Source organism: Trueperaceae bacterium (assembly GCA_023954415.1).
Lineage (GTDB): Bacteria > Deinococcota > Deinococci > Deinococcales > Trueperaceae > JAAYYF01.
The window spans coordinates 1-25095 of record JAMLIB010000010.1; the positions used below are offsets into that span (position 1 = coordinate 1).

The 25095-nt window shown below is 71.0% G+C and carries 23 protein-coding genes; 7 read left to right on the plus strand and 16 right to left on the minus strand.

The window, feature by feature from the left end:
- Nucleotides 1-102 precede the first annotated feature (102 nt).
- Nucleotides 103-4968, minus strand: coding sequence for an NAD-glutamate dehydrogenase (locus M9914_11920; GenBank protein MCO5174882.1), 4866 nt, complete (start codon nt 4966-4968; stop codon nt 103-105).
- A gap of 186 nt (nt 4969-5154) precedes the next feature.
- Here M9914_11920 and lspA point away from each other — a divergent pair, with 186 nt between their 5' ends.
- Complete coding sequence (lspA, locus tag M9914_11925) at nt 5155-5760, plus strand: signal peptidase II (GenBank protein ID MCO5174883.1); 606 nt, start codon at nt 5155-5157, stop codon at nt 5758-5760.
- Nucleotides 5761-5793: 33 nt separating this feature from the next.
- Here the strand turns inward: lspA and M9914_11930 are convergent, their stop codons facing one another.
- The 8 genes from M9914_11930 to gatA form a co-directional block, all read right to left on the minus strand.
- Complete coding sequence (locus M9914_11930; GenBank protein MCO5174884.1) at nt 5794-7446, minus strand: NAD(P)-dependent oxidoreductase; 1653 nt, start codon at nt 7444-7446, stop codon at nt 5794-5796.
- A 100-nt stretch (nt 7447-7546) separates the two neighbouring features.
- A complete protein-coding gene (gene prmC, locus M9914_11935; GenBank protein ID MCO5174885.1) occupies nt 7547-8407 on the minus strand; it encodes a peptide chain release factor N(5)-glutamine methyltransferase in 861 nt (286 codons plus the stop codon).
- A gap of 19 nt (nt 8408-8426) precedes the next feature.
- Nucleotides 8427-9017, minus strand: coding sequence for a KH domain-containing protein (locus M9914_11940; protein MCO5174886.1), 591 nt, complete (start codon nt 9015-9017; stop codon nt 8427-8429).
- Between the two features lie 8 nt (nt 9018-9025).
- A complete protein-coding gene (locus tag M9914_11945; GenBank protein ID MCO5174887.1) occupies nt 9026-10570 on the minus strand; it encodes a YidC/Oxa1 family membrane protein insertase in 1545 nt (514 codons plus the stop codon).
- Nucleotides 10567-10896, minus strand: a complete 330-nt coding sequence (gene yidD, locus M9914_11950; protein MCO5174888.1) for a membrane protein insertion efficiency factor YidD — start codon at nt 10894-10896, stop codon at nt 10567-10569. Before yidD ends, M9914_11945 begins: the two co-directional genes overlap by 4 nt.
- Nucleotides 10893-11243: a ribonuclease P protein component gene (gene rnpA / locus M9914_11955; GenBank protein MCO5174889.1), complete on the minus strand. Its 351-nt coding sequence runs from the start codon at nt 11241-11243 to the stop codon at nt 10893-10895. Before rnpA ends, yidD begins: the two co-directional genes overlap by 4 nt.
- Nucleotides 11244-11254: 11 nt before the next feature.
- The gene (gene rpmH / locus M9914_11960; protein MCO5174890.1) at nt 11255-11398 is read right to left on the minus strand and encodes a 50S ribosomal protein L34; all 144 of its coding nucleotides are present in this window, start codon (nt 11396-11398) and stop codon (nt 11255-11257) included.
- 174 nt (nt 11399-11572) lie between these two features.
- A complete protein-coding gene (gene gatA / locus M9914_11965; protein ID MCO5174891.1) occupies nt 11573-13096 on the minus strand; it encodes an Asp-tRNA(Asn)/Glu-tRNA(Gln) amidotransferase subunit GatA in 1524 nt (507 codons plus the stop codon).
- A 78-nt stretch (nt 13097-13174) separates the two neighbouring features.
- Between gatA and M9914_11970 the strand changes: the two genes are divergently transcribed.
- Together M9914_11970 and M9914_11975 are read left to right on the plus strand one after the other, a co-directional pair.
- A complete protein-coding gene (locus M9914_11970) occupies nt 13175-14335 on the plus strand; it encodes a protein phosphatase 2C domain-containing protein (GenBank protein ID MCO5174892.1) in 1161 nt (386 codons plus the stop codon).
- 11 nt (nt 14336-14346) lie between these two features.
- The gene (locus M9914_11975) at nt 14347-14724 is read left to right on the plus strand and encodes a RidA family protein (GenBank protein MCO5174893.1); all 378 of its coding nucleotides are present in this window, start codon (nt 14347-14349) and stop codon (nt 14722-14724) included.
- An 80-nt stretch (nt 14725-14804) separates the two neighbouring features.
- Here M9914_11975 and M9914_11980 read toward each other — a convergent pair whose 3' ends face one another.
- From M9914_11980 to sdhC, 4 genes are read right to left on the minus strand one after another with little or no spacing between them, the layout of a single operon-like run.
- Nucleotides 14805-15503, minus strand: a complete 699-nt coding sequence (locus M9914_11980) for a succinate dehydrogenase iron-sulfur subunit (GenBank protein MCO5174894.1) — start codon at nt 15501-15503, stop codon at nt 14805-14807.
- A gap of 8 nt (nt 15504-15511) precedes the next feature.
- The gene (sdhA, locus tag M9914_11985) at nt 15512-17254 is read right to left on the minus strand and encodes a succinate dehydrogenase flavoprotein subunit (GenBank protein MCO5174895.1); all 1743 of its coding nucleotides are present in this window, start codon (nt 17252-17254) and stop codon (nt 15512-15514) included.
- Nucleotides 17255-17275: 21 nt separating this feature from the next.
- Nucleotides 17276-17704 (minus strand): succinate dehydrogenase, hydrophobic membrane anchor protein, encoded by a 429-nt coding sequence (gene sdhD / locus M9914_11990; protein MCO5174896.1) that lies wholly within the window; start codon nt 17702-17704, stop codon nt 17276-17278.
- Nucleotides 17704-18063: a succinate dehydrogenase, cytochrome b556 subunit gene (sdhC, locus tag M9914_11995; GenBank protein ID MCO5174897.1), complete on the minus strand. Its 360-nt coding sequence runs from the start codon at nt 18061-18063 to the stop codon at nt 17704-17706. Before sdhC ends, sdhD begins: the two co-directional genes overlap by 1 nt.
- 141 nt (nt 18064-18204) lie before the next feature.
- On the opposite strand from sdhC, the gene M9914_12000 reads away from it, so the two are divergent.
- Nucleotides 18205-18978: a Cof-type HAD-IIB family hydrolase gene (locus tag M9914_12000; protein ID MCO5174898.1), complete on the plus strand. Its 774-nt coding sequence runs from the start codon at nt 18205-18207 to the stop codon at nt 18976-18978.
- Between the two features lie 98 nt (nt 18979-19076).
- Here M9914_12000 and folE read toward each other — a convergent pair whose 3' ends face one another.
- On the minus strand, nt 19077-19619 hold the full coding sequence (gene folE / locus M9914_12005; protein ID MCO5174899.1) for a GTP cyclohydrolase I FolE: 543 nt from the start codon (nt 19617-19619) through the stop codon (nt 19077-19079).
- A 147-nt stretch (nt 19620-19766) separates the two neighbouring features.
- On the opposite strand from folE, the gene M9914_12010 reads away from it, so the two are divergent.
- Nucleotides 19767-20990 carry an alanyl-tRNA editing protein gene (locus M9914_12010; protein ID MCO5174900.1) on the plus strand — a complete coding sequence of 408 codons (1224 nt, stop codon included), beginning with the start codon at nt 19767-19769 and terminating at the stop codon, nt 20988-20990.
- A 21-nt stretch (nt 20991-21011) separates the two neighbouring features.
- A complete protein-coding gene (gene dps, locus M9914_12015) occupies nt 21012-21509 on the plus strand; it encodes a DNA starvation/stationary phase protection protein Dps (GenBank protein ID MCO5174901.1) in 498 nt (165 codons plus the stop codon).
- A 205-nt stretch (nt 21510-21714) separates the two neighbouring features.
- Here the strand turns inward: dps and M9914_12020 are convergent, their stop codons facing one another.
- Nucleotides 21715-22143 carry a bifunctional nuclease family protein gene (locus M9914_12020; GenBank protein MCO5174902.1) on the minus strand — a complete coding sequence of 143 codons (429 nt, stop codon included), beginning with the start codon at nt 22141-22143 and terminating at the stop codon, nt 21715-21717.
- 41 nt (nt 22144-22184) lie between these two features.
- Here M9914_12020 and gatB point away from each other — a divergent pair, with 41 nt between their 5' ends.
- Nucleotides 22185-23597, plus strand: coding sequence for an Asp-tRNA(Asn)/Glu-tRNA(Gln) amidotransferase subunit GatB (gatB, locus tag M9914_12025; GenBank protein MCO5174903.1), 1413 nt, complete (start codon nt 22185-22187; stop codon nt 23595-23597).
- Between the two features lie 159 nt (nt 23598-23756).
- Here gatB and M9914_12030 read toward each other — a convergent pair whose 3' ends face one another.
- Complete coding sequence (locus tag M9914_12030) at nt 23757-25067, minus strand: S-layer homology domain-containing protein (GenBank protein MCO5174904.1); 1311 nt, start codon at nt 25065-25067, stop codon at nt 23757-23759.
- Nucleotides 25068-25095: the final 28 nt, after the last annotated feature.

Consider the following 25095-nt stretch of genomic DNA (forward strand, 5'->3'; position numbering starts at 1 on the left):
TGGGGGGGGGGGGGGGGGGGGTCCCCCCCCCGCCCCCCCCCCCCCCCCCCCCCCCCGCTACTCGACTCGTCACCCCCGCCCACGCCGCAGCCAACGAGAACGTCAGCGCCCAGGCGCCACCGCCCGCTTCATGGCCCCGGCGTTCGCCGCCGTGCGCGCCTGCTCGAGGATCCTGACGAGGACCGACCCGGAGGCGAGGTCGAGCACCCCAGGCTCGCGGAGTTGCTCGAGGGCCAGCTCGAAGCGCTTGAAGCCGCCGGCGGTCTTGACGAACGCTTCCAGGGCCGCGTCGACGCCAGCGCTCTCGTCCGGGCCGGACGCGACGTAGGCGGTGGTGAGCCCCTGCTGGACGGACCGCAGGTCCATGACGAGCCCGACGAGCGCCACCTGCTCCCACTGGCCGCTACTCGGCAAGGACTCGATGGCCTCGCGCAGCCAGCCGAGCGAGAGCCGCTCGCCGAGCTGGTAGAAGCGCTGCGCCGCGTGCCCGAGGGGCACGCCCGTGTCGGACGCGATGTCGACGATCCTCAGCGAGTCGGCGAGGTAGTCGAAGCCCGTTATCAGCTCGGCGTCGGGGGTCTCGAAGCCTTGTTCGACGAGGTCGGCGACGGCCGCGTCGTAGCGGTCGCGCTCCGCCTCCGGCAGGCGCTCGACCAAGGAGCCGCGGAGCTCGGCGAGCTGCGGGCGGTAGGCGGTGACGGCCTCGTCGAAGCCGCCGTGCCCGACGTCGTTGAAGAGCATCCAGCCGACGACGCTCTCGACGGCAGCCACGAGCTGCTCGAGCGCCGAGTAGTACGCCTCGGCGGGCACGTCGGCCGCCCTGGCGTCCAGGTGGGCGCGGACCGCCTTGGCGTCGAGGAGCTCGAGCGCGAGCAGGGTGGCGCGCACGACCTCGATGGGCGTCACGCCGTTCTGGCGCATGGCCTTGTGCACGAACGCGAGGCCGAGCTCATCGACCAGGGTGTTGGTGAGCACGGTGGCGACGATCTCGCGGTGCAGCCGGTGCTGAGCGATCGCCTCGGGGAAGCGCTCGCGCACCGCGGCGGGGAAGTACTCGAGGAGGTAGTGCTGCAGCCGCGGCTCGCTCGGGAGGTCGGTCTCGAGGAGGCGACGGTACAGACCCATCTTCACGTAGGCGAGCATCACGGAGAGCTCGGGGCGGGTGAGCCCCTGCCCCGCCCGGCGCCGCTCCTCGAGCTGGCGGGCGGTCGGGAGCTTCTCGACGTGCGGGTTGAGGCCGGAGTTCTCGACGAGGTAGTCGAGAAGGGAGGAGTACAGCCCCAGGTCCTCCCTGCTCGCGCGTTGGGCGAGGCTGAGGGCGAGGGGCTGAGCGCGGTTATGCGCGAGCACGAGCCGCGCCACGTCGTCGGACATGGCCTTCAGGAGCTCGTCCCGCTCCGCCAACGCCACGGTGCCTGCGGCCACGAGCGGCTGGAAGAGGATCTTGATGTTGACCTCGTGGTCGGAGGTGTCCACGCCGGCGCTGTTGTCGATGGCATCCGTGTTTATCCGGCCGCCGGCGAGCGCGTACTCGATGCGCCCGAGCTGCGTGAAGCCGAGGTTCCCACCCTCGCCGACGACCGTCGCGCGCAGCTCCGTCCCGTCGATGCGCACGCCGTCGTTAGCCGAGTCGCCGACCTCGGCGTTGCGCTCGCTCGACGCCTTGACGTACGTGCCGATCCCGCCGTTCCAGAGGAGGTCGACCTCCATGCGCAGGACGGCCCTGATGAGGTCCTGGCCGCTCAGGGCGTCGTCGCTCACCCCGAGCATGCGCTTGACCTCCGGGCTCAAGGGGATGGACTTGGCGGAGCGCTCGAACACGCCGCCGCCGCGGCTGATCTTCGCGGCGTCGTAGTCGGCCCAGGTCGAGCGAGGGAGCTCGAAGAGCCGCCGGCGCTCGGCGAAGGAGGCCTTCGGGTCGGGGTCGGGGTCGAGGAAGACGTGCAGGTGGTTGAAGGCGGCCTGCAGCCGGATGCGGTCCGTGTAGAGCAGGCCGTTGCCGAACACGTCGCCGGACATGTCGCCGATGCCGGCGACCGTGAAGGTGTCCTTGAACACGTCGAGGCCGAGCTCGGCGAAGTGGCGCTTGACGGCCTCCCAGGCGCCGCGCGCCGTTATGCCCATGCCCTTGTGGTCGTAGCCGGCCGAGCCGCCGGAAGCGAAGGCGTCGCCAAGCCAGAAGCCGTACTCGGCGGACGTGGCGTTGGCCAGGTCGGAGAAGGTGGCCGTGCCCTTGTCGGCGGCGACGACCAGGTACGGATCGGGCTCGTCGTAGATGACGAGGCCCTTCGGGTGCACGACCGCGCCGGCGACGAGGTTGTCGGTGAGGTCGAGCAGGCCGCGGATGTAGGTGCGGTACTGGGCGCGCACGAAGTCGCGGAGCTGGTCGCGGTCGGTCGGCGCGCCCTTGATGACGAAGCCGCCCTTCGAGCCGACGGGCACGATCACGGCGTTCTTCGTCGTCTGGGTCTTCAGCAGGCCGAGGACCTCGGTACGGAAGTCATCCGGCCTGTCCGACCACCGGATGCCGCCGCGGGCTACCCTGCCGCCACGCAAGTGCGTGCCCTCCACTAGCGGCGCGGACACGGCGATCTCGAACATGGGTCGCGGCTCAGGCATGGCGCCGACCTTGGCAGAGTCGAGCTTGAAGCTGATGCGCTCGAGGCCCAGGAAGTAGCTCGTGCGCACGGTGGCGGCCATGAGGTCGAGGAGGCCGCGCAGGGCGCCGTCCTCGGCTAGCGAGGAGACCTCGCCGAGGGAGTCGATGACGGCTTGGTGCGCGCTCTGGGAGGCCCGCTCACGTTCGGCGGAGTGGGCCCCCGCCCCGCCCGCGAAGGCGGGGTCGAAGCGGGCCTCGAAGTAGCGCATCAGGAGCGCGGCCACGCGCGGGTGGGCCAGGAGGGCGGCGCTCACGAACGAGCGGCTCGTGACCAAGTTCACTTGCGCGTAATACATCTGGTAGGCGCGCAGGAGCGCGACCTGCCTTGCGCTCAGGCGCGCGCGCAGGACGAGCCGGTTCAGCTCGTCGTTCTCGACCTCGCCGGCCAGGAGCCCCTCGAGTGCCTCGACCAGCCTGCCCTTCTCGGCCTCGACGTCGAACTCGCCACCGGTGGCGTTCACGACCGTGTAGACGTCGACCCCGCGCGACTCGCCGTCGACGAGCAGGTTGTACGGGTACTGCTCGATGACCCGCAGCCCCACGTTCTCCAGGAGGGGCAGCACGTCCGACAAGGCGAGCCCGTGGCCGCGGTGGTAGACGCGCAGGAGGGCCTGGGCGGCGTCGGCCGTACCGGTGGCCGCGGGCGCCGGCGCCAGATCGACTACCCGCGGCCGTTCCGCGAGCCGCTCGAGGTGCTCGATGTCCGCGACGGCCTGCTCCGGCGCCACCGTCGCCCTGAACCGTTCGTCGAACACCTGGGAGTAGCGGGCCGCGAGCGTGCGCCCGGCGTTCTCGCCGTGGGCCGCCACGAGGAGCTCGCGCATGGCCTCGGACCACGAGCGCGAGAGGCGTTGGACCTGGCGTTCCAGGGCCTTGACGTCGAGGTCGGCGAGGCGCGAGTCCGTCACGAAGTAGAAGTGGAAGCGGGCGTGCTCCTCGTCCTCGCCGATGGCGAGGCGCGAGTCGATGCGCTTGGCGGCCAGTGCCTCCGTGAGGTAGCCCTGCACGGCCCTACGCACGTCGTCGGAGAAGCCCTCGCGCGGCATGACGACCATGGCGGCCAGACCGCGGCCGAGCGGGTCCTCGTGCAGCGTTAGCCTCGCCGTGGGGTCCTGGCCGACGCGCATGATGGTGCGGATGTCGGCGTGGATCTGGTCGACGCCCAGCCAGAAGAGCTCCTCGCGCGGCAGGCCGTTGAAGGCGGCCACGATCGCCTTGTAGTCGTGCGAGCCGGGGATGGCCTGGTCGCGCTCCAGGACGCTCCGGAGCTTGCTGCGCAGGATGGGTACGTCCTCGACGGGGGCGGCGAGGCCCTTCGTGGTGAAGAGCCCGACGAAGCGCTGCTCGCCCAGCACTACGCCCGCCTCCGAGAGCCGCTTCACGCCGATGTAGTCCATGCGCCTCGCGCGGTGCACGGTCGCCTCGGAGTTCGCCTTGGTGACGAGGAAGAAGCGGCCGCCGGCAACGCGCTCCCTGAGGGCGGCCGGCAACTCGTCCAACGGGACGGGCGTGCGGTAGGCGCTGCTGGCGACCTTGCGCAAGACGCCCAGGCCGCTGCCATCGACGAGGCCGAGGGCCGGGCGCCCCTTGGCGTCGACGATCTCGTACTCGCGGTAGCCGAGGAACACGAAGTTGTCGTCCTCGAGCCAGTCGAGGAAGGCGGCGTCCTCGTCGCAGTCCTGCGCGCCGAACGCGGCGGCCGCGGCGCGCTGCGCGCCGCTCAGGGCGCGTAGGTAGCCCGCCACGGCGCGGCTGCGCTCGAGCATGGCCCGGTAGTCGTCCGTCGCGAGGATGACGTCGCCGAGCACGGCGCGCACCCCTTGCGCCGCTGCGTCGAGGGTCTCCTGGCCGAGGCCGGCGTCGAGCAAGTAGACCTCGAAGGCCTCCCGCCTGGTGTTCGAGCCAGCGGCACCCTGGCCGAGGTCGACGATGGAGCCGTCCGCGGCACGGCTGACAAGCACGGTGGGATGGAGCTTGTCGGCGACCGCGAGGCCGCGCCTGCGCAGCTCGGCCTGCACGGAGTCGACGATGAACGGCCGGTCCTTGAGCGCGAGCATGAGGACGGAGTACGGGAGGGGGGCGGACCCCGCGATACCGTCCGGCGCGAACGCCGTTACCGCGAGGGGGGCGGTGCCAAGGGCGTCGAGGAACGCCAGACCCTTGCGCGCCAACGAGCTCATGGCCTCCGGACCGATGAGCGCGATGAGCCCGGCGTCCGCCTTCTCGTAGAGCGCGGCGGCGAAGCGCTCGAGCCGGTGGTCGCCGGCCCCCGCCAACGTCGCCAAGTACTGTTCCAAGGTAAGAGACATGCTCGTCTGCCTTCCGCGGGCGTGCCGGCGTCTTCGAGCGCCGCGCCCCATGTGATCACCTAGTCAGGCCAAGATACCGCCGAACCGATGCTATGGCACGGGCGGTTCGTGGGCGAGCGAAACAACCCCATCCGCGCCGCCGGCGCGTGCCGTCGACGTCGGGCCGCGGACTATACTGCCCGGGTGATGCTTCTCCTCGCGGCCGCGCTGGTCGCGCTCGACCAGTTGAGCAAGGCCTGGGTGGTCGCCACCCTCCCGAGAGACGGCACGGAGATCCCGCTCGCCCTCGGCTTCGGTATCACCCACACGCGCAACGGCGGCGCCGCCTTCGGCATGCTGCAGGACCTCGAGATCAAGCTCGGGGGGCTCACCATCGACGGCACGCTCCTCCTCGGGCTCCTCTCGGCCGCGGTGTCCGTGGTCCTCGGCGTCTACCTGTGGCGCAGCGCCAAGCGCCTTCCAACGCTCCTGAAAGTGACCCTGGCCCTCGTCCTGGCTGGCGCGGCAGGCAACATGCTCGACAGGTTGCGCCTCGGCTACGTCGTCGACTTCGTGCACTTCAAGGTGGGCAGCTTCGACTTCCCCGTCTTCAACGTCGCCGACGCCTGCGTGGTCATCGGCGCGCTCCTGCTCTTCGTCGGCAGCCTCGGCGGCGAGCCGCGCCACGATGCCCGCAAGGACGTCAAGCGCGCTCCGGCACCCCGTGACCACCGCCTCGACGAGCTGCCCGAGGTGCCGCCCCTCGGCGCCGGGGCGCAACAACAGGGCGACGCCTCCACCCCCAACACCTGAGGGCGGGTCCGAGGCCCGCCCCGGCACTCCGCGTCAGCGGGCCCCGCGCGCACGCCATGCGACGTCCGCGTTCGCGACGTCCTCGGCTCCGTCGGCCGGGTACGGCTCGAGCTCGTCCGGGTCGTGGTCGGCGTACCAGGCCTGCGCGAAGAACGGCTCCAGCGCCGCCCGACGACCGCCGTCCCACGTCCCCAGGCAGCGCGGGCACCAATGACCGCCGCGCAGGACCGTGCTGGGGCGCGCCTCGAACTCGTGGTCGGAGCCGCAGCGCCAGGCGCAGCGTTCGTGCCAGCCGACGAGCCCCTCGCCATCCGCGCCTTCGTCGAGCGCCCCCTCCTCGCCCACGCCCCCCACCGCTCCGAGCCACTCGCCCCCGCGGAAGGCCGCCGCCAGCCTCAGGTCGTCCCGGGCCAGGTCCTCGACCCCCTCCGGGTAGCCGTGGTCGAAGCGCGTCCACGGACCGTCATCGTCGATAGAGTCGCTCAAGCCGCCGGCGGGGATGGCTTCGTAGGCGGCGTAGCCACCGAAGAAGGCCCGCACGCGCGCGTCGTTGCGCGTGAGGTACCACCGTCTGGGGCTGTTGGCATGCCCCCGCGCCAGACGCTCGAACCGGTCGTGGACCACCCTCTCGCTCAGGCGTCGAACGGCCGGCAGGCGCGCGCATAGCCACGCGAGGAGCTTCATGCCGGGCGCCATGCTCGCACGGAGGGCGGCGGCGTGGCTCGCAAGATCGTCACGCTGGTAGCGCAGGTAGCGCTCGGTGACGTCCGAGTCATCGTAGTACTGCAAGTGGAAGTTCCTGAGGCCGAACCAGTTCTCCTCCATGCAGCGGCCGACGTCGAGGCCCATGAGGCCGTAGGCGGCCCCGAGGTAGGCGCGCGCGGTCGTCCGCATGCCCTGGCCGCCCCCGACGTTGTAGGCGCGGCGCCAGAACGTTCGCTCGTGCCGCAGCTCGAGGCAGTTGGCCATGGCGAGGCCGGCGTCGCGGTCCGTCACGTTCTCCATGCGCGTGTCGAGCGGCATGTGGAAGGCGATGGGGTCGAACAGGCCCATGAGGTCGGCGTGGTCCGTCGGCATGATGAACGACATGCGCAGGGAGACCCACCGCTCGAGCGGCGACTCCATCACGCGCCGCTCGCCGGCGATCTTCGAGAGGGCGTACTCGTCGTACACGGACGGGTTCATGGGGTCGCCGACGCGTCCGACGTACGTGCCGGGGGCGCCGGCGCGTCCGGTCGCCGGGCGGTTGCCCGTCTGTGCGACCGAGCCGGTGTGCACGTAGCCGATGCGCCTCGCCCCGTCCGGTTCGTCGCAGATCGCGGCCAGCACGTTGCCGACGGCCAGGTCGTTCACGGCCCAGGCGACCTCGGGTCGGTAGTCGGCCTGTGGCGAGATGTAGGCCATCGTGTTGAGCACCCAGTCCGCGCCCCTCACCGCCTCCCGCACCGTCGCCGCGTCCGTGGCGTCGCCCCATACGACGCGCACGCCCCTGCCCTCCGCTATCCCGGCCCGGCGCGAGGTGTCGATGCCCGCCTCGCGCAACCCGCGCGCCAGGCGCATCACCCGGGCGTCGCCCGGGAGCAGCAGCAGCGTGAGGTCGTAACGTTCCGCCCGGCGGCGGAGCTCCTCGAAGACTTGGGAGCCCATCGTGCCGCTGGCGCCGAAGAGGGTGACGCGCTCCTTCACGCCCGACCGCCCATCTGACCTGGCGCCGGGCGGTCGGTCCCGCCGCACGGCGGGCGCACCGTCACCGAGGACCTGCATGCCCGGCGTGGCGGCACCGCTTTCACCTGCGCGCCAGCAGGAAGCGCTCCCTGCCCGCGAGGTCCGGCTCCAGGCGCACGCCTTCCCACCCGCTCAACCGCTCCGCCAACCCGCGCACGTTGCGTGGGTCGAGCTCTAGCGCCAAGAGCGCCCCTCGCGGCAACGTCAGCCACGCCTGGTCGGCGAGGCGCGCGGCGATGGCGAGGCCGCCGTCCGCGGCGAACAGCGCGCCGGGAGGGTCGGCGGCGGCCTCAGGCTGCAGCGCCACCCGGTCGCTCTCGGGCAGGTAGGGCAGGTTAGCCGCCAGGACGGCGGCACGCCGCGCCAGGGCGGCGACCTCCTCGTCAGCCAGCAGGTCCGAGCGGAGGAAGCCGACGGCGAGGCCGAGCCTCGCGGCGTTGCCGCGCGCCACGGCGAGCGCGTCCTCCGAGACGTCGGTGCCCCACACTTCCGCGCTCGTTAGCTCCGCCTTGAGGGCGAGCGCGATGGCGCCGCTGCCCGTGCCGACGTCCAGGACCGTCGCGGGCGCCGGTCCTGCGTCGGCGAGCCCGTCCGCCAGTTCCCGGAGGACGAGCTCGACGAGCCGCTCCGTCTCGGGCCGCGGCACGAGCACGCGCGCGTCCACGGCAAGCTCGAGCCCGTAGAAGTGCGCGACCCCGAGGACGTGCTGCAGCGGCACGCGTGCCGCGCGCTCCTCGACGAGGCCGGCCAGCCGCGCGGCGGTCGCCTCGGGCACGGCGGACGCGCCCGTCAGGAGGAGGGTACTACGACTCAGTCCGGAGGCTGCTTCCAGGAGCCGCCACGCGTCGTGCTCAGGGCTGGGGACGCCGGCGGCCGTCAACCGCGCCGCCGCTTCGGCGTGAGCTTGCAGGATGCTGCGCAATTGGGTGCGGGGTCACGCCTCAGGCGGGCCTGACCACCACGCGCCTCTCGCTGCCCTCGCCGCGCGACTCCGTGCTTACCCCGGGCTCCTCGGCCAGGCACATGTGCACTACCCGGCGCTCGGCCGCGCTCATGGGTTCGAGCTCGACCGGCATGCCGCCCTTGCGCACCCTGGCCGCGGCCTGCAAGGCCTCCTTGCGCAGCCGCTCGTCGCGACGGCGCTTGTAGCCGCCCACGTCGACGTTGACGCGGATGCGGCCGCTCTCGTCACGGTTGACAACGGCGTTCGTCAAGTACTCGAGCGCCGCGAGGGTGCGCCCGTTGCGCCCGATGATCTTGCCCGGGTCGCCGCCGTAGACCTCCGCCTGGATCTCTTCGTCCGACACCTGGTTGACCTCGACCGCGTAGGCCGGGTCGATGTTGAGGAGCAGGTTGACGAGGAACGCCTCGGCGCGCTCCAACGGCTCGCCTTGGACGATGGGGCCGGCATCGACGACCTGCTCGTACTCCTCCTCGGCGGTGAAGCGTGCTACCTGGCCTTCTTCCGCGTCCTCCCCATCGACATCGATGCCGATGCCTTCGAGGTACTTGTCGAGATCCGAGTCACTCATCTATGGCCTCACTTGGAGCGCTTGGCCGGCGCCGCGACGACTGGCGCGGGCTGACCGCGGCTCAGCAACCAGTACTGGATGACCTGCACCAACATGGATACCACATAGTAGACGAGCACCCCGGCCGGGAAACCGACGATGATGAACACGAAGACCACGTTGATGATGAGCGACTGGCGCAGCATCTGAGGGTTGCCGCGGGCGGAGAAGTATGACGTCGCGATCATGACGGCCACGTACAGGATCGGGAGGATGTAGAAGGGGTCGGCCTGACCGAGGTCGGGCAGCCACAGGAACCCCTCGTTGAACTCGAAGTTCACGAACACGCGCCACAAGATGATGAAGAGGGGCATCTGGACGATGATCGGCAGACAGCCGCCCGCCGGGTTGACGCCCGCCTCGCGGTAGAGCGCCATCGTCTCCTGCGTGAGCTTCTCGCGATCGTCCTTGTACTTCTTCTGCAGCTCTTGCAGCTTCGGCTGCAGGCGCTGCATGCCGAACATCGACTTCGTCTGGGTGCTGATGAGGGGCCAGATGAGCGCCCTGAAGAGGAGCGTCAGGACGATGATCGAGAGGCCCCAGCTCGGCACGTACTGGTGCACGAACTCGAGGATGCGGACGACTATGAGCGACAGCCGCCCGAGAATGTTCGGGTTGAAGAGCCCTGGCAGCTCCAGGTACTGCTCCTGGCTGTAGCGCACGAGCTCGTTGTGGCCGGGGTAGAGGCCGAGGTCGAACGTGTACGCCGCGCCGGCAGCCGCGCCCACCTGGGCCTGGAAGGCGATGCGGTTCGGGCGCATGTAGGTGGCGGACACGCCCGCGCTGCCCGGCGCCGGCCGCATGACGAGGGCGAAGTCGCGGTTGTTGTTGTTCACCTGCAGCGAGGCGTAGGTCGGGTCGGGGAACGCCTGCTCGCTCGGGTTGAGCGTGAACGAGTCGCCGTGGCCGATCTTGACCACCGGCGCCGCGGTGCGCCCGATGCCTGGCACGACGAGCTGGAGCGTGCTCGGGGCGTCCGCCCCGTCGACGCGCCGAGCGGTCAACTCGACCCCGATCGTGTCGACGCCGCTCTGCAGGGTCAGGGTGCGCTCCACCTCGAAGCCGCCGACGCGCGCCGTGAACGTGCCGACGAGGAGCCCCTCGTCGCCTTCGCGCCAACTGCCGGCCACGTCGGTCGGCGTGGCGTACGCGCCGTCGATCAGGAGCGCGAGGCCGGGCACCTCCGACTCGAACGGGATGAGGTTGAACCGAGCGTCGATGCTGTAGTCGCCCAGGCGCTGGCCGCGCTGCTGCTTGCCGAAGGCGGCGACGAGCTGGCCGGCGCCGTCGAACACGTAGTCGACGCCCTTGCTCGTGATCAGGGTGAGGTCCTGTCCGTCCTCGCAGAAGAAGGACGGCGTCTGGGTGGAGCAGGTGGCGGTTATCTTCTCGGCGCCGCGGAAGTCGGCCTCACGGAAGGCTGTCGCAGCCAGTTCGACGCGCGCGCTCGCGAACGTCGAGAAGAGGAGCGCCGCCATGAGCGCTACCGGCCGCAGTCTGTTGACGCGTTTCAAGGGGCCTCCGTGTGGACGTCGGTACGCTCCAACGCCTGTGGGTCGAGTTCGGAGCCCGGCCTGCGCCGGGGCGGCACCGGGTCGTAACCGCCCGGGTGGAACGGATGACAGCGGAGCACGCGCTTGAGGCCGAGCCAACTGCCGCGTATCACGCCGTGGCGCTCGATGGCCTCGATGGCGTACGCGCTGCAGGTGGGGTGGAAACGGCACGACGGCGCGCCCTTCAGCGGGGAGAGGTAGCGCTGGTAGGCCCTCAGTGGCCAGATGGCCGCGTCCTTGGCCAGACGCCCGAGAGAGGCGCCGCCGAAGTGGGCATCGCCCCTCATCGGAGCCCGGCGCGCTCGAACGCGCTCGTGAGCGACCGCTTCAAGTCGTGGTAGTCGGCGGCGGCGGCCGACGGCCTCGCGATGACGAGGAGGTCGAACGACGGCACCGAGGCCGCGTGGGCCGGTTCGCGCAAGGGTTGTCTGAGGAGCTCGCGGACGCCTTCACGCAGCCGACGCCTGACCCGGTTACGCACCACGGCCTTGCCGACCTTGCGGCTCACCACGATGCCCACTCTGACCTCCCCTGAGCGTGTCGGTCGCCAACGCACCGTAACGTGCTTGCCGCCGCCGGAGCTCCCTTTGCGCAGTCGTTGGAACGCGCGGTCACCGCTCAACGAGCGGAGCACCGCGAACCGTCTCAGCGATCCGATACGGACAGGCGCTTACGCCCCTTGGCGCGCCGCCGTCTGATGACGTTGCGACCACCTGGGGTAGCCATGCGCGCCCGGAAACCGTGCGTGGTGGCACGCTTCCTGCGGTTAGGCTGATACGTCCGCTTCATGGTGTCTCCTTCCAGTCTCTTACCGTCGGGTGGATGTGCCGGGAAGCACGCTGCGAGCGAAGGCCGCGCGGCGCCTCTTCGGCCCCTGACGACCCAACGCGAGCTGCCGTCCCGGCAGGACAGTCAAGCCGTGGAATAGTACCACACCGCCGTCGCTTCGCGCTCTACGGCGGTTCAGGCCAGGGCGGCCTCGAGCGCGGCGGCCAGGCGCAGGAGCGCGGCGTCGGCTCCGGCGCGGCCTATGAGCTGTACCCCGAGCGGCAAGCCCCGCACGCCGGCGCCGACGGCCGTGCCGCACGGCACGCTCACGGCCGGTCCGCCCGAGAGGTTCGCGAGGCAGGTGGCCACGTCGCCCACGTACATGGAGAGCGGGTCCGCCGTCTTCTCGTCGCTGGCGTACGCCGGCCCGGGCGCCGTGGGAGTGACGAGAGCGTCGACCCGCCCGAGGGCGGCGTCCATCTCGCGCGTGAGCCGCTGCCGCACCTTGAGCGCCCGACCGTAGTAGGCGTCGTAGTAGCCGGCGGAGAGGGCGAACGACCCTAGGAGGATCCTGCGCTTCACCTCCCGACCGAAGAGCGCACCGCGCGTGGCGCGCATGACCAGCTCCTGGCCTTCGCGCTCCGCCCCGACCCGCTGCCCGTAGAGCATCCCGGAGTAGCGGGCGAGGTTGCTAGACGCCTCGGCGGCGGCGATCACGTAGTAGCAGGCGACCGCCAAGGCGGTGCCGGGGAGCGAGACCTCGACGACCTCGGCCCCGCGGGACTCGAGCGCGGCGCGCGCGGCGGCCAGCGAGGCGAGCGCGTCCGGGCCGAAGCCCTCGCCGGCGAGCTCCTCGACGACCCCGAAGCGCGCGCCGGTGAGGTCGCCGCCCGCGGCCACCGGGTCCGGCGCCGCGCCAGGTCCAGCGCCGGCCGCCGCGGCCCAGCCGGCCGGCTCCAGGTCGACGCTCGTGGCGTCGCGAGGGTCGGAGCCGGCCATGACGCCGAGCGCCGCCGCGACGTCGGCCACCGAGCGCCCCAGCAGGCCGACCTGGTCGAGCGAGGAGGCGTAGGAGAAGAGCCCGTAGCGCGACAGGCCGCCGTAAGTCGGCTTGAAGCCGACGATGCCGCAGAACGCGGCAGGCAGGCGGCTCGAGCCGCCCGTGTCCGAGCCCAACGCCAACGGCACGACGCCGGCGCCGACGGCGGCGGCGGAGCCGCTCGAGGAGCCGCCCGCGACGCGGCCCGGGTCGTGGGGGTTGCGCGTCGGTCCGAACGCCGAGTTCTCCCCCGTCGAGCCCATCCCGAACTCGTCGAGGTTCGTCTTGCCGATCACCACGGCGCCGGCGGCCTTGAGCCGCGCCACGACGGTGGCGTCGAACGGCGAGACGTAGCCTGCCAGGATGCGCGAGGCCGCCGTGGTCGGCAGGCCGACCGTCGCCAGGTTGTCCTTGACGGCGACCGGCACGCCCGCGAGGGGGCCGACGGGCAGGCCTGCAGCGCGGCGCTCGTCGATGGCCGCCGCGGCGGACTCTGCGCCCGCGCGGTCGATGACGATGAAGGCGTTGAGCTCCGCCTGCGCGGCCTCGGCCCTGTCGAGCGCCGCGGCGACCGTCTCCGTCGCGCTGACCCTGCCCTGCGCGACAGACTCGGCGATGGCGCGCACGGTCGCTCCTGGGCGCGCCTGGTCGGGGTGCGCGGGGGTTCCGCCGAAAGTCATGCGGCGAAGCATAGCAGTTGGTTCCCGACGAGCCCTTACGAACGGAAGGGCGTGCGCGCGGCGGTATCATGCCTGGACATGGCCGATGAGGTCGAGCGCAGCCCCGGACCCCGCAGCCGCCAAGGCACCCCCAGCATCGGCGTAGCCGTGCCGGCGGCGCCCACCGTGGCCGCCCCCCGGCCGGCCGAGCCGGCCAGAGCGGGGGTAGGCGCTGCCGGGGGCGGGGCCGGTGCCCAGGCCGACGGCATACCCGGTGGGGCGGCGCCTCGCGTCCAACCCGGCCAGCCCCTGACGCTCGTGGCCAGCGCCGGCACGAGCGACCCCGGGCGCGTCCGCAGCGTGAACCAGGACTGGTACTTCGCCGGAACGGTCGGCAGGAGCGGCCACCTTGGCGTCGTCGCCGACGGCATGGGCGGCCACACGGCCGGCGAGGTGGCGAGCCGCAAGGCCATCGAGACGCTGGTGGACGCCCTGCGGCAGAGCCGCTCCCAGCCGCCCGTTGCCCTCGCGCGCGCCGCGCAGGCCGCCAACGTCGAGGTCTACAACCTGGCCATCGAGCGCCCTGAGCTCAAGGGGATGGGGACCACCCTAACGGCGGTCCTCATCGACGACCAGGTCGGGCTGGTCGGCCACGTCGGCGACTCGCGCGCCTACCTGGTGCGCGGCGGCAAGGCCACACGGCTGACCGTCGACCACAGCTGGGTGGCCGACCGGGTGCGCCAGGGCCTGCTGAGCGAGGAGGAGGCGCGCAGGCACAGGTGGCGCAACGTCATCACGAACGCCATCGGGGCCACGCCGACGTTCAGGCTCGACGTCCTCTACTTCGACGTGCAGCCGGGCGACACGGTGGTGATCGTCAGCGACGGCGTCAGCATGCTGCTCGGCGACGAGGACATCGTCAAGCGGGTCACGGGGGTGACGCCCGAGGTCGCGGCCCGTAACCTCGTCGCGGCCGCCAACGACCGCGGCAGCCCCGACAACGCCACGGCCGTCGTGCTGAGGGCGGAGGCCGTCGCGCCGCGCCAGAAGCGCTACGACCTGCCCTCCGCGCCGCTCGTGCCCGCCTCCGTCGACATCGGCGAGACGCTCTCCGGCATCAAGGCCGTGGAGGAGGACTTCCCGGGGAACGGCCCTTGGCAGCGCCTGAAGCGCCACCCCCTCTTCCCCTACCGCTACTGGCTGATGGGCTGCGCCTACTTGCTGGTGCTGTTCGTGTTGTTCATCGTGTGGCGCGGTTGATACTCTGCGGCATGCACGAGATCATCGCGACCGAGACAGCACCGAAGGCCATCGGCCCATACTCCCAGGCGGTCAAGGTGGGCGGACTGGTCTTCACGGCCGGCCAGATCGCCCTCGAGCCCGACGGCACATGGGCGGGCGGCGACATCACGGCGCAGACCCACCAGGTCATGCGCAACCTCACGGCCGTCCTCGAGGCGGCGGGCACCGGCGTGGAGCACATCGTGAAGAGCACGTGCTTCCTCGCCGACATGAACGACTTCGCGGCGTTCAACGAGGTCTACGGGAGCTACCTGAAGGGCAACCTGCCGGCACGCAGCACCGTGCAGGCCGCCGGGCTGCCCAAGGGGGGGCTGGTCGAAGTCGAAGTCATCGCGTCTTTGCCTTGAAGCGGCTTCGTCGCTTCAAGGCAAAGACGTTGCGCTTGGCCTGACGGCCAAGCGCGCGCGGACCAGGCGCCGCTCGTCTCTTACATCCGCTGCCAGATCAGCTCGCGCTTCGTCTCCTCGATCACCTTGGTGATGGGGATGCCGCGCGGGCACGCTTCCGTGCAGTTGTAGGCCGTGCGGCAGCGCCAGAGCCCGTTCGCGTCGTTGAGCACGCGCAGGCGCTCGGCCGAACCCTCGTCGCGCGAGTCGAAGATGAAGCGGTGGGCGTTGACGATGGCGGCCGGACCGATGTAGCGCCCGTTCGTCCAGAACACGGGGCACGATGTCGTGCAGGCGGCGCAGAGGATGCACTTGGTCGTGTCGTCGAAGCGCGCCCGGTCCTCGACGCTCTGCAGCCGCTCCCGGGGGGGCGGCGGGTCGTCGTTGATGAAGTACGGGAGGATGGCGCGGTAGGAGTCGAAGAACGGCTCCATGTCGACGATCAGGTCCTTGAGCACGGGCAGCCCCCGCAGGGGCTCGACCGTGATCTTGTCGCCCAGGTCCTTCACGAGGATCTTGCAGGCGAGGCGGTTCATGCCGTTGATCATCATGGCGTCCGAGCCGCAGATGCCGTGCGCGCAGCTCCGCCGGTAGGTGAGCGAGCCGTCTAGCTGCCACTTGATCTGGTTGAGCACGTCCAGGACGCGCTCGGTCGGGGCCACGTCGAGGTTGAACTCCTGCCAGTGCGGCCTGGCGTCCTTCTCCGGATCGTAGCGGCGTATCTTCATGGAGATCTGCATGGCCGGCCTCAGTAGACCCGTGGCTTCGGCTCGTAGCGGCCGAGCGTGACGGGCTTGTAGTCGATGCGTACCCCGTCGCCATCCTTGTAGACGAGGGTGTGCTTGAGCCAGTTGGCGTCGTCGCGCTCCTTGAAGTCCTCCCTGGAGTGCGCGCCGCGCGATTCCGTGCGGTTGAGCGCCGCCGTGACGAGCTGCTGGGCGTTGTCGAGGAGGAACCCGAGCTCGAGGGCCTCGAGGAGCTCGGTGTTGTAGCGCTTGCCCTTGTCGTCGACGCCGATCCGCTTGTAGCGCTCGCGGAGCCTCTCGACCTCCTCGACCTGCGTGGCGAGGGTCTCGGCCGTGCGGAACACCGAGGCGTTGTCCATCATCGTGGTCTGCAGCTCGGCGCGGATGGTCGAGACGCGCTCCTCGTGCGAGCCGTTGAGGGCGGCGTCGATGATGTCCTTGGTGTGATCGAGCACGCCGGCGGGGAGGTCGGGGAAGGAGTCGAGCGTCTCGGCGTACGCGCTGGCGTTGCGGCCGGCGCGACGGCCGAACACGAGAAGGTCGCCGAGCGAGTTGGTGCCGAGGCGGTTGGCGCCGTGCAAGGAGGCGCAGGCGACCTCGCCGGCCGCGTACAGGCCGGGGATGATCGTGTTGGCGCCGTCGCTGATCACGTTCGTGTCGATGGTCGTCGGGACGCCGCCCATCATGTAGTGCGCGGTGGGCTGGATCGGCACCATCTCCTTGATGGGGTCGACGCCCAGGTAGATGCGCGCGAACTCCGTGATGTCGGGCAGGCGCTCCTCGATGATGTGCGCGTCGATGTGCGTCAGGTCTAGGTGGATGTAGTCCTTGTTCGGACCGCAACCCCGCCCCTCGCGCACCTCCAGGTACATGGCGCGCGAGACCATGTCGCGCGGCGCCAAGTCCTTGATGGTCGGGGCGTAGCGCTCCATGAAGCGCTCGCCGTCCGCGTTGCGCAGGATGCCGCCCTCGCCACGCGCGCCTTCGGTGAGGAGCACGCCGAGCTTGTAGAGCCCCGTGGGATGGAACTGGTAGAACTCCGGGTCCTCGACTGGGATGCCGCGGCGCCACACGATGCTCGTGAGGTCGCCGGTGAGCGCGTGGGCGTTGGAAGTGACCTTGAACATGCGGCCGTTGCCGCCCGTGGCGAGCACGGTGGCCTTCGCCTGGATGACGTGCAGGTCGCCGGTCGCGAGCTCGTACGCGACCACGCCGCGGCACTCGCCGTCGTCGAGGATGATGTCGAGCACGTGGAACTCGTTGAAGAAGTGGACCCTGTCCTTGATGGACTGCTGGAAGAGGGTCTGCAGGATCATGTGGCCCGTGCGGTCGGCGGCGTAGCAGGCGCGCTCGACGGGCGCCTTGCCGTGCTCGCGCGTGTGGCCGCCGAACTTGCGCTGGGCGATGCGGCCCTCCGGCGTGCGGCTGAAGGGGAGCCCCATGTGCTCCAGCTCGTACACGGCGTCGATGACCTCGTGCGAGAACGCCTCCGCGACGTCCTGGTCCGTCAGGTAGTCGCCGCCCTTGACCGTGTCGAAGGCGTGCCACTCGGGGTGGTCCTCGCTGACGTTGCCGAGGGCGGCGCCGACGCCGCCCTGCGCCGCGCCCGTGTGCGAGCGCGTCGGGTAGAGCTTCGTTATCACGGCGACGGATACGTTCGGGTTGTGGGCCGCGTACCGCGCGGCCATCAAGCCGGCGCCGCCGGCGCCGACGACGATGACGTCGAACTTGTGTGCCCTGATCATGCTTGCTTGAGTCACCCTTCCCTAGTGGCCGCTCGTGAGGTCGCGGATGGCGTCGCCCATCTCTCGGTACGAGAAGGCCCAGAGGGTCATGACCCCGGCCACGAAGATGCCGACGCTGACCACGATGAGCACGACCTGGACCCAGAAACGCAGGCCCGGCCGCCTGATGTTGTCGCCGATCACCACCCGGAGGCCGTTGACGCCGTGCAGCATGGCGAGGCCGAGCAGGAACGTGTCGAAGACCTTCACGCTCGGCTTGGCCAGGCGGGTGGCCACGTAGTTGTAGTCGACGGTGGCGACGTTGATGGCGATGTTGTTGATGAACACGTGGGCGAACACGAGGAACACGAGGAAGAGCCCGGAGACGCGCATGAACACCCACCAGGCGAGCTCGGCGTTGTTCCGCGACCTGTCGCGCGCCTCCTGGAGGTTCCTGGGGCGGGCGGCCATCAGGCGCCCCCGAAGATCTCTGGCAGGATCTTGACGAGGACCGGGACGCCGATGACGGTCGTGACGCCGAGGACCGTGTACCACATCACGCGCTGGTAGCGGATGCCCCAGGTGGTGAAGTCCAGGAGGATGATGCGCAGCCCGTTGAGCGCGTGGTACACGACCGCCGCGATGACCAGCACGAGCCCGATCCTGAACGGCCACTGGTGATAGAACATCAGGAAGGCGTTGAAGGGCCCGTCGGGTCCGTACATGACCAGCGAGATGTCGAACACGTGAAGCATCAGGTAGAGGACCAACGCCACCCCGGTGATCCGGTGCAGGAAGTAGGCCCACTGACCCTCGCGACCTCGGTACATGAATCAACCTCCGTGAGCGGCCGTCGGCGCCACCCAGCCTTGTCATGAGGATTGTATCACCGCACCTGGACGCGGTCCTGCCGCGCCCAGCGATGCGAACGACACTCGTGCGTCGCCACCTACTGGTATGGTCGTGACGCTGTGTTGCTAGCCTTCGATCTAGACAAGACCCTCGTAACCGACGACTACCGGCTGCCGGAAGAGACCCTGGCCGCCGTGCAGGCCGCACGGCGGCGCGGCCATATCGTCACCGTCCTTACCGGGCGGCCCCTGCGCTCGGCGCGGGCCTTCCTCGACCTCTTGGAGATCGAGGTGCCGCACGCCGTCAACCACGGCTCCTACGTGCGCGACCGCGAGGGCGGGGTCCTGCGCCGCATGCGCCTCGCCACCGCCCAGGTCGACTCTCTCCTGGAGGAGCACCTGAACGACGCGACGGTGGAGTTCTCGTGCGTGGTGGACGACGTGCTCTACGTCCGTGACCCGCGCAACGAGCGCTGGGACTGGGTGCACGCCGAGAGCCGCGCCATCACGCGCTTCCAGGTCGGGCTCGGCCTCGCGGCCGACAAGGTCGTGTTCCACGGCGCCACGCGCACGCCGGCGCTCGACGGCTGGGTGGCCGCGCGCCACCCGGAACTGCTGCGCTACCTCTGGGGCGACGGCTACCTCGAGATCGTCCCCCCGGGCGGCGACAAGGGGAGCGCCCTCGAGTACATCGCCGGCCTCCTGGGCGTGCCGCGCGACCAGGTCGTGGCGTTCGGCGACGGGCTGAACGACGTCACCATGCTCGGCTGGGCGGGGCACTCCGTCGCCGTCGGGCCGGACGTCCACCCGGACGCGCTCGCGGCGGCCGACGAGCACGTGGACTCGCCGGAGCTCGGCGGCGTCGCGGCGTGGCTCGAGCGCAACGCGCTGTAAGTCCCTTGCCGGTTCGCGCGGCTAGGCGGTCGGTAACGCGGAACGAACCGACCGCCGGCACCTACACACCGCCGCGCGCCTGACCGGACGCGCCTGGCCTAACGCGCTATCGCCTGCAAGAACTCCTGACGCGTGCGCGCGTCGTCCCGGAAGGACCCGCGCATGACGCTCGTCAGCGTGGTGGAGCCTTGCTTCTGGACGCCGCGCATCATCATGCATAGGTGGCTCGCCTCCGACACCACGGCGAGCCCGTGCGGCTGGAGGATGTCGACGAGCGCGTCGGCTACCTGCGCCGTGAGGCGCTCCTGGAGCTGGAGACGGCGCGCGAAGACGTCGACGACGCGCGCGAACTTCGACAACCCGAGAACTTTCTCGTCGGGGATGTAGCCGATGTGCACGCTACCGAAGAAGGGCAACAGGTGGTGCTCGCACAGCGAGTAGAACTCGATGCCCTTCACCACCACCATCTCAGGACCCTCCGCGGCGAAGAGGGCGCCGTTGGCCACCTCCCGCACGTCGAGGCCGTAGCCGGACGTCAGGTAGCGCATGGAGCGGGAGACGCGCTCCGGCGTCTTCAGGAGCCCCTCCCGCCCGACGTCCTCGCCCAGGCCGCCGATGAGCTCCGCCACCAGGCCGGCCAGCGGGGCGTCACCGACCTCGTCGAACTCGAGCGGCTCGATGGCCGCCGTCACGGGGCCGCGCGGCTTGGTGGTCAAGACGATGCCTCCTTGGGAAGGCATGCTACCGGACGCGCGTCGCCTCGGAGCGACCGGCGCTACACTCTCCACGTGCGCCTAGACCGTTACGACAGCTACCTGACCACTTTCCACACGCGCGTCACGGCGACCGCCGCCGATCAGCACGGCACGTGGGTGCGCCTGGCGCGCAGCGCCTTCTACCCCACCACCGGCGGGCAGCCGCACGACGTAGGCACGCTCGGCTCCGAGCGCGGCGTCTTCGAGGTGCTGGATGTCCAGGCGCGCGGTGGCGACGACGACGTATGGCATCTGCTTGCCAACCACGACGACTCCATGGCGGGCGAAGTGGCCGTCGGCGAGAACGTCGTCGGCAAGATCGACTGGCCGCTGCGGTGGCGCCACATGCAGCGGCACAGCGCCCAGCACGTCTTGTCGCAGGCGCTCGTCAGGGTCTCGCCGGCGTTCGGCACGCTCTCCGTGAGCATGCGCGGTCCGGACTGCACCATCGACGTCGGCGGCGAGATCGGCGAGGACGACCTCGCCGCCGCCGAGAGCATGGCGAACGACGCCGCGCGGCAGAACCACCCCATCACGGCGTTCGAGGTCGACGACTCGCGCCTGGGCGAGTACGCGTTGCGACGGCCAGCCAAGGTGGCCGGACTGGTGCGGCTCGTCGCCATCGGGCATTACGACATCGTGGCTTGTGGCGGCACGCACTTGCGCTCGTCCGCCGAGACCCTGCCCATCAAGATCACGGCCGCCGAGCGCGTGCGCGGCGGCAACACGCGCATAACGTTCCGCGCCGGCGAGGAGGCCGTGGCCGACTACCGGGCCAAACACGAGGCCGCGTACGCCCTCGGACGCGCGTTCAGCGCGCCGGTGCAGGAGCTGGCAGCCCGCGGGGTCCGACTCAAGGAGGAGCTGGCCGCCGCCGAGCGCCACGCCGCCGAGTGGCGCGGCCGGCTGGCCGCCGTCCACCTCGAGCGGCTCGCTGCCGACGCGCGAGACGGCGTCGTGAGCGCCGTGCTCGAAGGCGAGGACGCCGCGCTGCTCCCCGCCCTCGTGGAGGCCTGCCAGGCGCTGCCGCGCACGGTCGCCCTACTGGGCGGCGTCGCGGACGGCGAGGCCCGCCTCGCCTTCGTGACCGGTCCCGACACGGGCGTGGACGTCAGGCCGTTGCTGCAGGCCGCCCTGGCGAGCCTCGGCGGGCGCGGCGGCGGGCGCCCCGATCGCGCCCAGGGTGCGGCGAGATCCTCCGCCACCGCGGTGCGCGACGTGCTCGCGCGCACGCTCGCGACACTGGCCAACCGGTAGGCTGGACCCAGGAGGTTTCGTATGCCTACCGCAACCAAGAGCCGTCTCATAGACGTCAAGATCGACATCCCGAAGGGCGACCGCGAGAACCTCGTGGCCATCCTCAATCAGCAGCTGGCCGACACGCTCGACCTCTACAGCCAGATCAAGCAGGCGCACTGGAACGTCAAGGGCCTGGGTTTCCAGCAAGTGCACCTGCTCTTCGACGACCAGGCCGAGATCTTCGAGGGTTTCGCCGACATGCTCGCCGAGCGCGTGGCGCTCCTCGGCGGCGTGGCGCTCGGCACCGTGCGCATGGCGGCGGCATCATCGCGGTTGCCCGAGTTCCCGGCCGACGAGCACGCGGTGCCCGTCTTCCTCGAGCTCGTGCGCGACCGCGTGGCGGCCTACGCCAAGAGCAACCGGGCCGCCATCGCGGCCGTGGCGAAGATCGACGAGCCGACCACGGAGGACCTCCTCACCGAGGTGTCGCGCGGCACCGACCAGCAGCTCTACTTCCTGGAGTCGCACCTGTACTGATCGCCTGACGATCGCACCGGTACCGATCGCAACCGGCACTGATCGCACGGCACCGATCGCACCGGCACTGATCGCACTGGCACCGATAGTGCGTCCGGCCCGTGGCTCTCTCTAGCGCCGGTGAGCCGTCCTGCTTCCGGCCGGACCCGTGAACGACGCGTAAGGCTTGGGGCCCTCCCCGAACGAGGGCCCCAAGCCTGTTCCTCTAGGCTTTCGCGCCGCCGGAGTCCGTGAAGTCCTCATCGCGCATGGCGGCCTCCTCGATGACGCCTTCGGCCACGAAGATGGGCGCGCCGGAGCGCACGGCGAGGGCCATGGCGTCAGACGGCCTCGCATCGACCTCGAAGCTGACGCCGGAGCGCGCGAGCACGAGGGAGGCGTAGAACACCCCGCCCTTCAGGTCCGTGATCTCGACGCGCTCGACGGTCGCGCCGAACAGCTCTAGGACCGACATGACGAGGTCGTGGGTGAGCGGCCTGTCGGGGCGCTCGCTGCCGCGGCCGGCCGCGATGCTGATGGCCTGCGCGGAATCGATGCTGATGGGCAACACCTCGCCGCCAGGCGCCCGCAGGAGCGCGAGGAACTGGTTCTCGTCGCCGGAGACGGCGATGCCCTCGAGTTCTATGCGCACCACGGGGCGATCATAGCCCGACTCGCCCTGATACACTCGCCCGCATGTTCGAGCCGGTCATCGGCCTTGAGGTACACCTCGCTCTGCGCACGACGAGCAAGCTCTTCTGCGGCTGCTCGGCGGAAGGCTTCGGCGCGCGCCCCAACGAGAACGTCTGCCCGGTCTGCCTCGGTCTGCCGGGCGCCTTGCCCGTCGTCAACGAGCGGGCGGTCGAGCTCGCGCTGCGCTTCGCCGTGGCCCTCGGCTGCGAGGTCCCGAACACGACGTACTTCCACCGCAAGCACTACTTCTACCCTGACGCCCCGAAGAACTACCAGACGAGCCAGGGCGACGTGCCCATAGGCCGGCACGGTCAGGTCGTGCTGCCAAGCGGCAAGCGCGTCGGCATCACCCGGTGCCACCTGGAGGAGGACGCCGGGCGCCTCGTGCACCCCGCCTACGCCGACCACTCGCTCGTCGACCTCAACCGCGCCGGCGCGCCGCTCGTGGAGATGGTGACCGAGCCGGACATCCGCTCGGCCGAGGAGGCGCGCGAGTTCCTCGCCGAGATCAGGGCCATCGCCCAGGCGCTTGACGTGTCCGACGCGGCCCCGGAGGAGGGCAAGATGCGCGCCGACGTCAACGTGTCCGTGCGTCTGCCCGGCGAGCCGTTCGGCACCAAGGTCGAGGTCAAGAACCTCAACTCCTTCAAGAGCGTCGCCGCGGCCCTGGGCTTCGAGGCGAAACGCCAGGCGCAGCTCCTGGAAGGCGGGCGCCGCGTCGTCCAGGAGACCCGGGGGTGGAACGAGGGCGGCCAGCGCACCTACTCGCTGCGCTCCAAGGAGACGGCGGCCGACTACCGCTACCTGCGCGACCCGGACATCCCCGCGGTCGCCATCCCGGACGAGCGCAAGCGCGCCGTGCTGGCGGCCATGCCCGAGCTGCCGCAGGCCCGCCTGGGGCGCTACCTAGCGGACGGTGTGCGCGGAACGGAGGCGGCGCAGATCGCCTACGACCACGCCGTGGCCCGGCTGTTCGACGCCACGGTGGCCGCCTACACCGGCCCGGCGCAGAACGTTGCGAACTGGTTGACGGGCGAGGTAGCCGGCCGCGCGAACGCGCTCGGGGTGAGCGCCGCGGACACCAAGCTGACGCCCGCCGCGCTCGCGCGCCTCGTCGAGCTCGTCGACGGCGGCTCGCTCTCCGCCACCGCCGCCAAGGACCTCGTGCCCGACCTCCTCGAAGGCGCAGACCCCGCCGAGCTCGTCGCCAGCCGCGGCCTCGGTCAGGTCAGCGACGTCGCGGCCCTCGAGGCCCTCGTCGCGAAGGCGGTGGAGGCCAACCCGGAGCTCGTGGAGCGCGTCAGGGCCAACCCCAATGCGATCAACGCCTTGCTCGGGAAGGTCATGGCCGCCAGCCAGGGCAAGGCCAACCCCGACCTGGCGCGGCGGCTGTTGGAAGAACGCCTCGGCGGGTAAGTGCGGTAAGTGCATAGCGACTGAAGCGCTTCGGATTAGATGGACCCGGTCTCTATTTCGAGGAGCCGGTTCCGAGAAGACGCCCCGAGGAGGTCCTCGGGGCGTCTGGCGTCTCCGCCGGCGTCTGTCGTCACGGCCGCCGGCCCTTGGGAGCCAAGTTCAGCCGGGGGTGCCCGGGGGGCCTTGGGGGCCTTGGGGGCCCTGCGGTCCTTCTGGACCTTGCGGTCCTTCGGGACCCTGCGGTCCGGCCGGACCGGCGGGGCCTGCTGGCCCGGCGGGACCTGCTGGCCCGGCCGGACCCTGAGGCCCCGCAGGGCCGATCGCGCCGTCGGCACCGGCCGGTCCTGCCGGGCCGGCCGGCCCCTGTGGCCCGACGGCCCCCGTCGCGCCGGGCTCACCTTGAGGACCCTGCGGTCCGGTAGCGCCGGTAGCGCCGGTGTCGCCCTTCTCGCCGCGCGGCCCGGCGGGGCCGGTCGCGCCCGTCTGTCCGGCCGGTCCGACCGGACCCGTCGCCCCGGTCATGCCACGCTGACCCGTGGGGCCCGCCGCCCCACGTTCGCCCTGCGGGCCGGCCGGACCGACGGGACCGACGGGACCAGCCAGACCTTGTGGGCCGATGCAGTCGAGGGCATCACCGACGCCATCGAGATTGATGTCCTCATCGAGACCGAGACGCCCATCACCGTCGCGGTCCCAGCAAGCCAGCCCCGCGTCGCCGCGGGGGCCGGCAGGACCGACGGGGCCGGCGGGACCGACGGCGCCATCGCGCCCGTCGGCCCCGGGCGCGCCCCGCTCGCCAGCGGGACCTGTCGGGCCTACAGGACCGGCAGGACCGGCGAGGCCGGGCGCGCCGTCGGCCCCGGCCGGGCCAGGTTCGCCACGCTCGCCCTGGGGTCCCTGGGGACCTGCGGGGCCTCGAGCCCCAGCGGGGCCGGCGGGGCCCGCCAGAGCGCCGGCGGCGATCTCGGCACGCAGGCCGGCGACCTCGGCGCTCATGGCACCGAGCCGCTCCTGCACGCTCTGAGTGCCGCAAGCGACCTTCGCGTCCACGAGGCCGACGGCCTGGTCGATGAGTAGAGCCACCTGGTAGCCGCTCAGGAACTCGTCGCCGTTCAGGCGCCCGTCGGGGAACGCCGGGCTGATGCCAAGCGTGGCGATGCGGTTCGCGGCGCCGGCGGCCCAATGGTCGGGGCTAACGTCCACGAATCCGAAGTTGGGATCGGTGACCCCTGCGCCGGCGTCCGTGCAACCGGTGGCGTTGTCGACCCGCGTCAACAAACGATCGACGAGGACGGCGGCCTGATAGCCGGTCACAGGCCCCTCTCCCAGGAAGGAGCCGTCGGGGAAGCCCGTCTCCACGCCGACCTCGCCCAAGTCCCTGACGGCGGCCCTTCCCCAATCGATCCCCGCCTGGCTCAGGCCGATGGCCACCAGTACGAGCGCTGCGATGGCAATGAGTGCTCTTCTCATCTCTCTCCTACGAGGTGTGGCCGTCGAG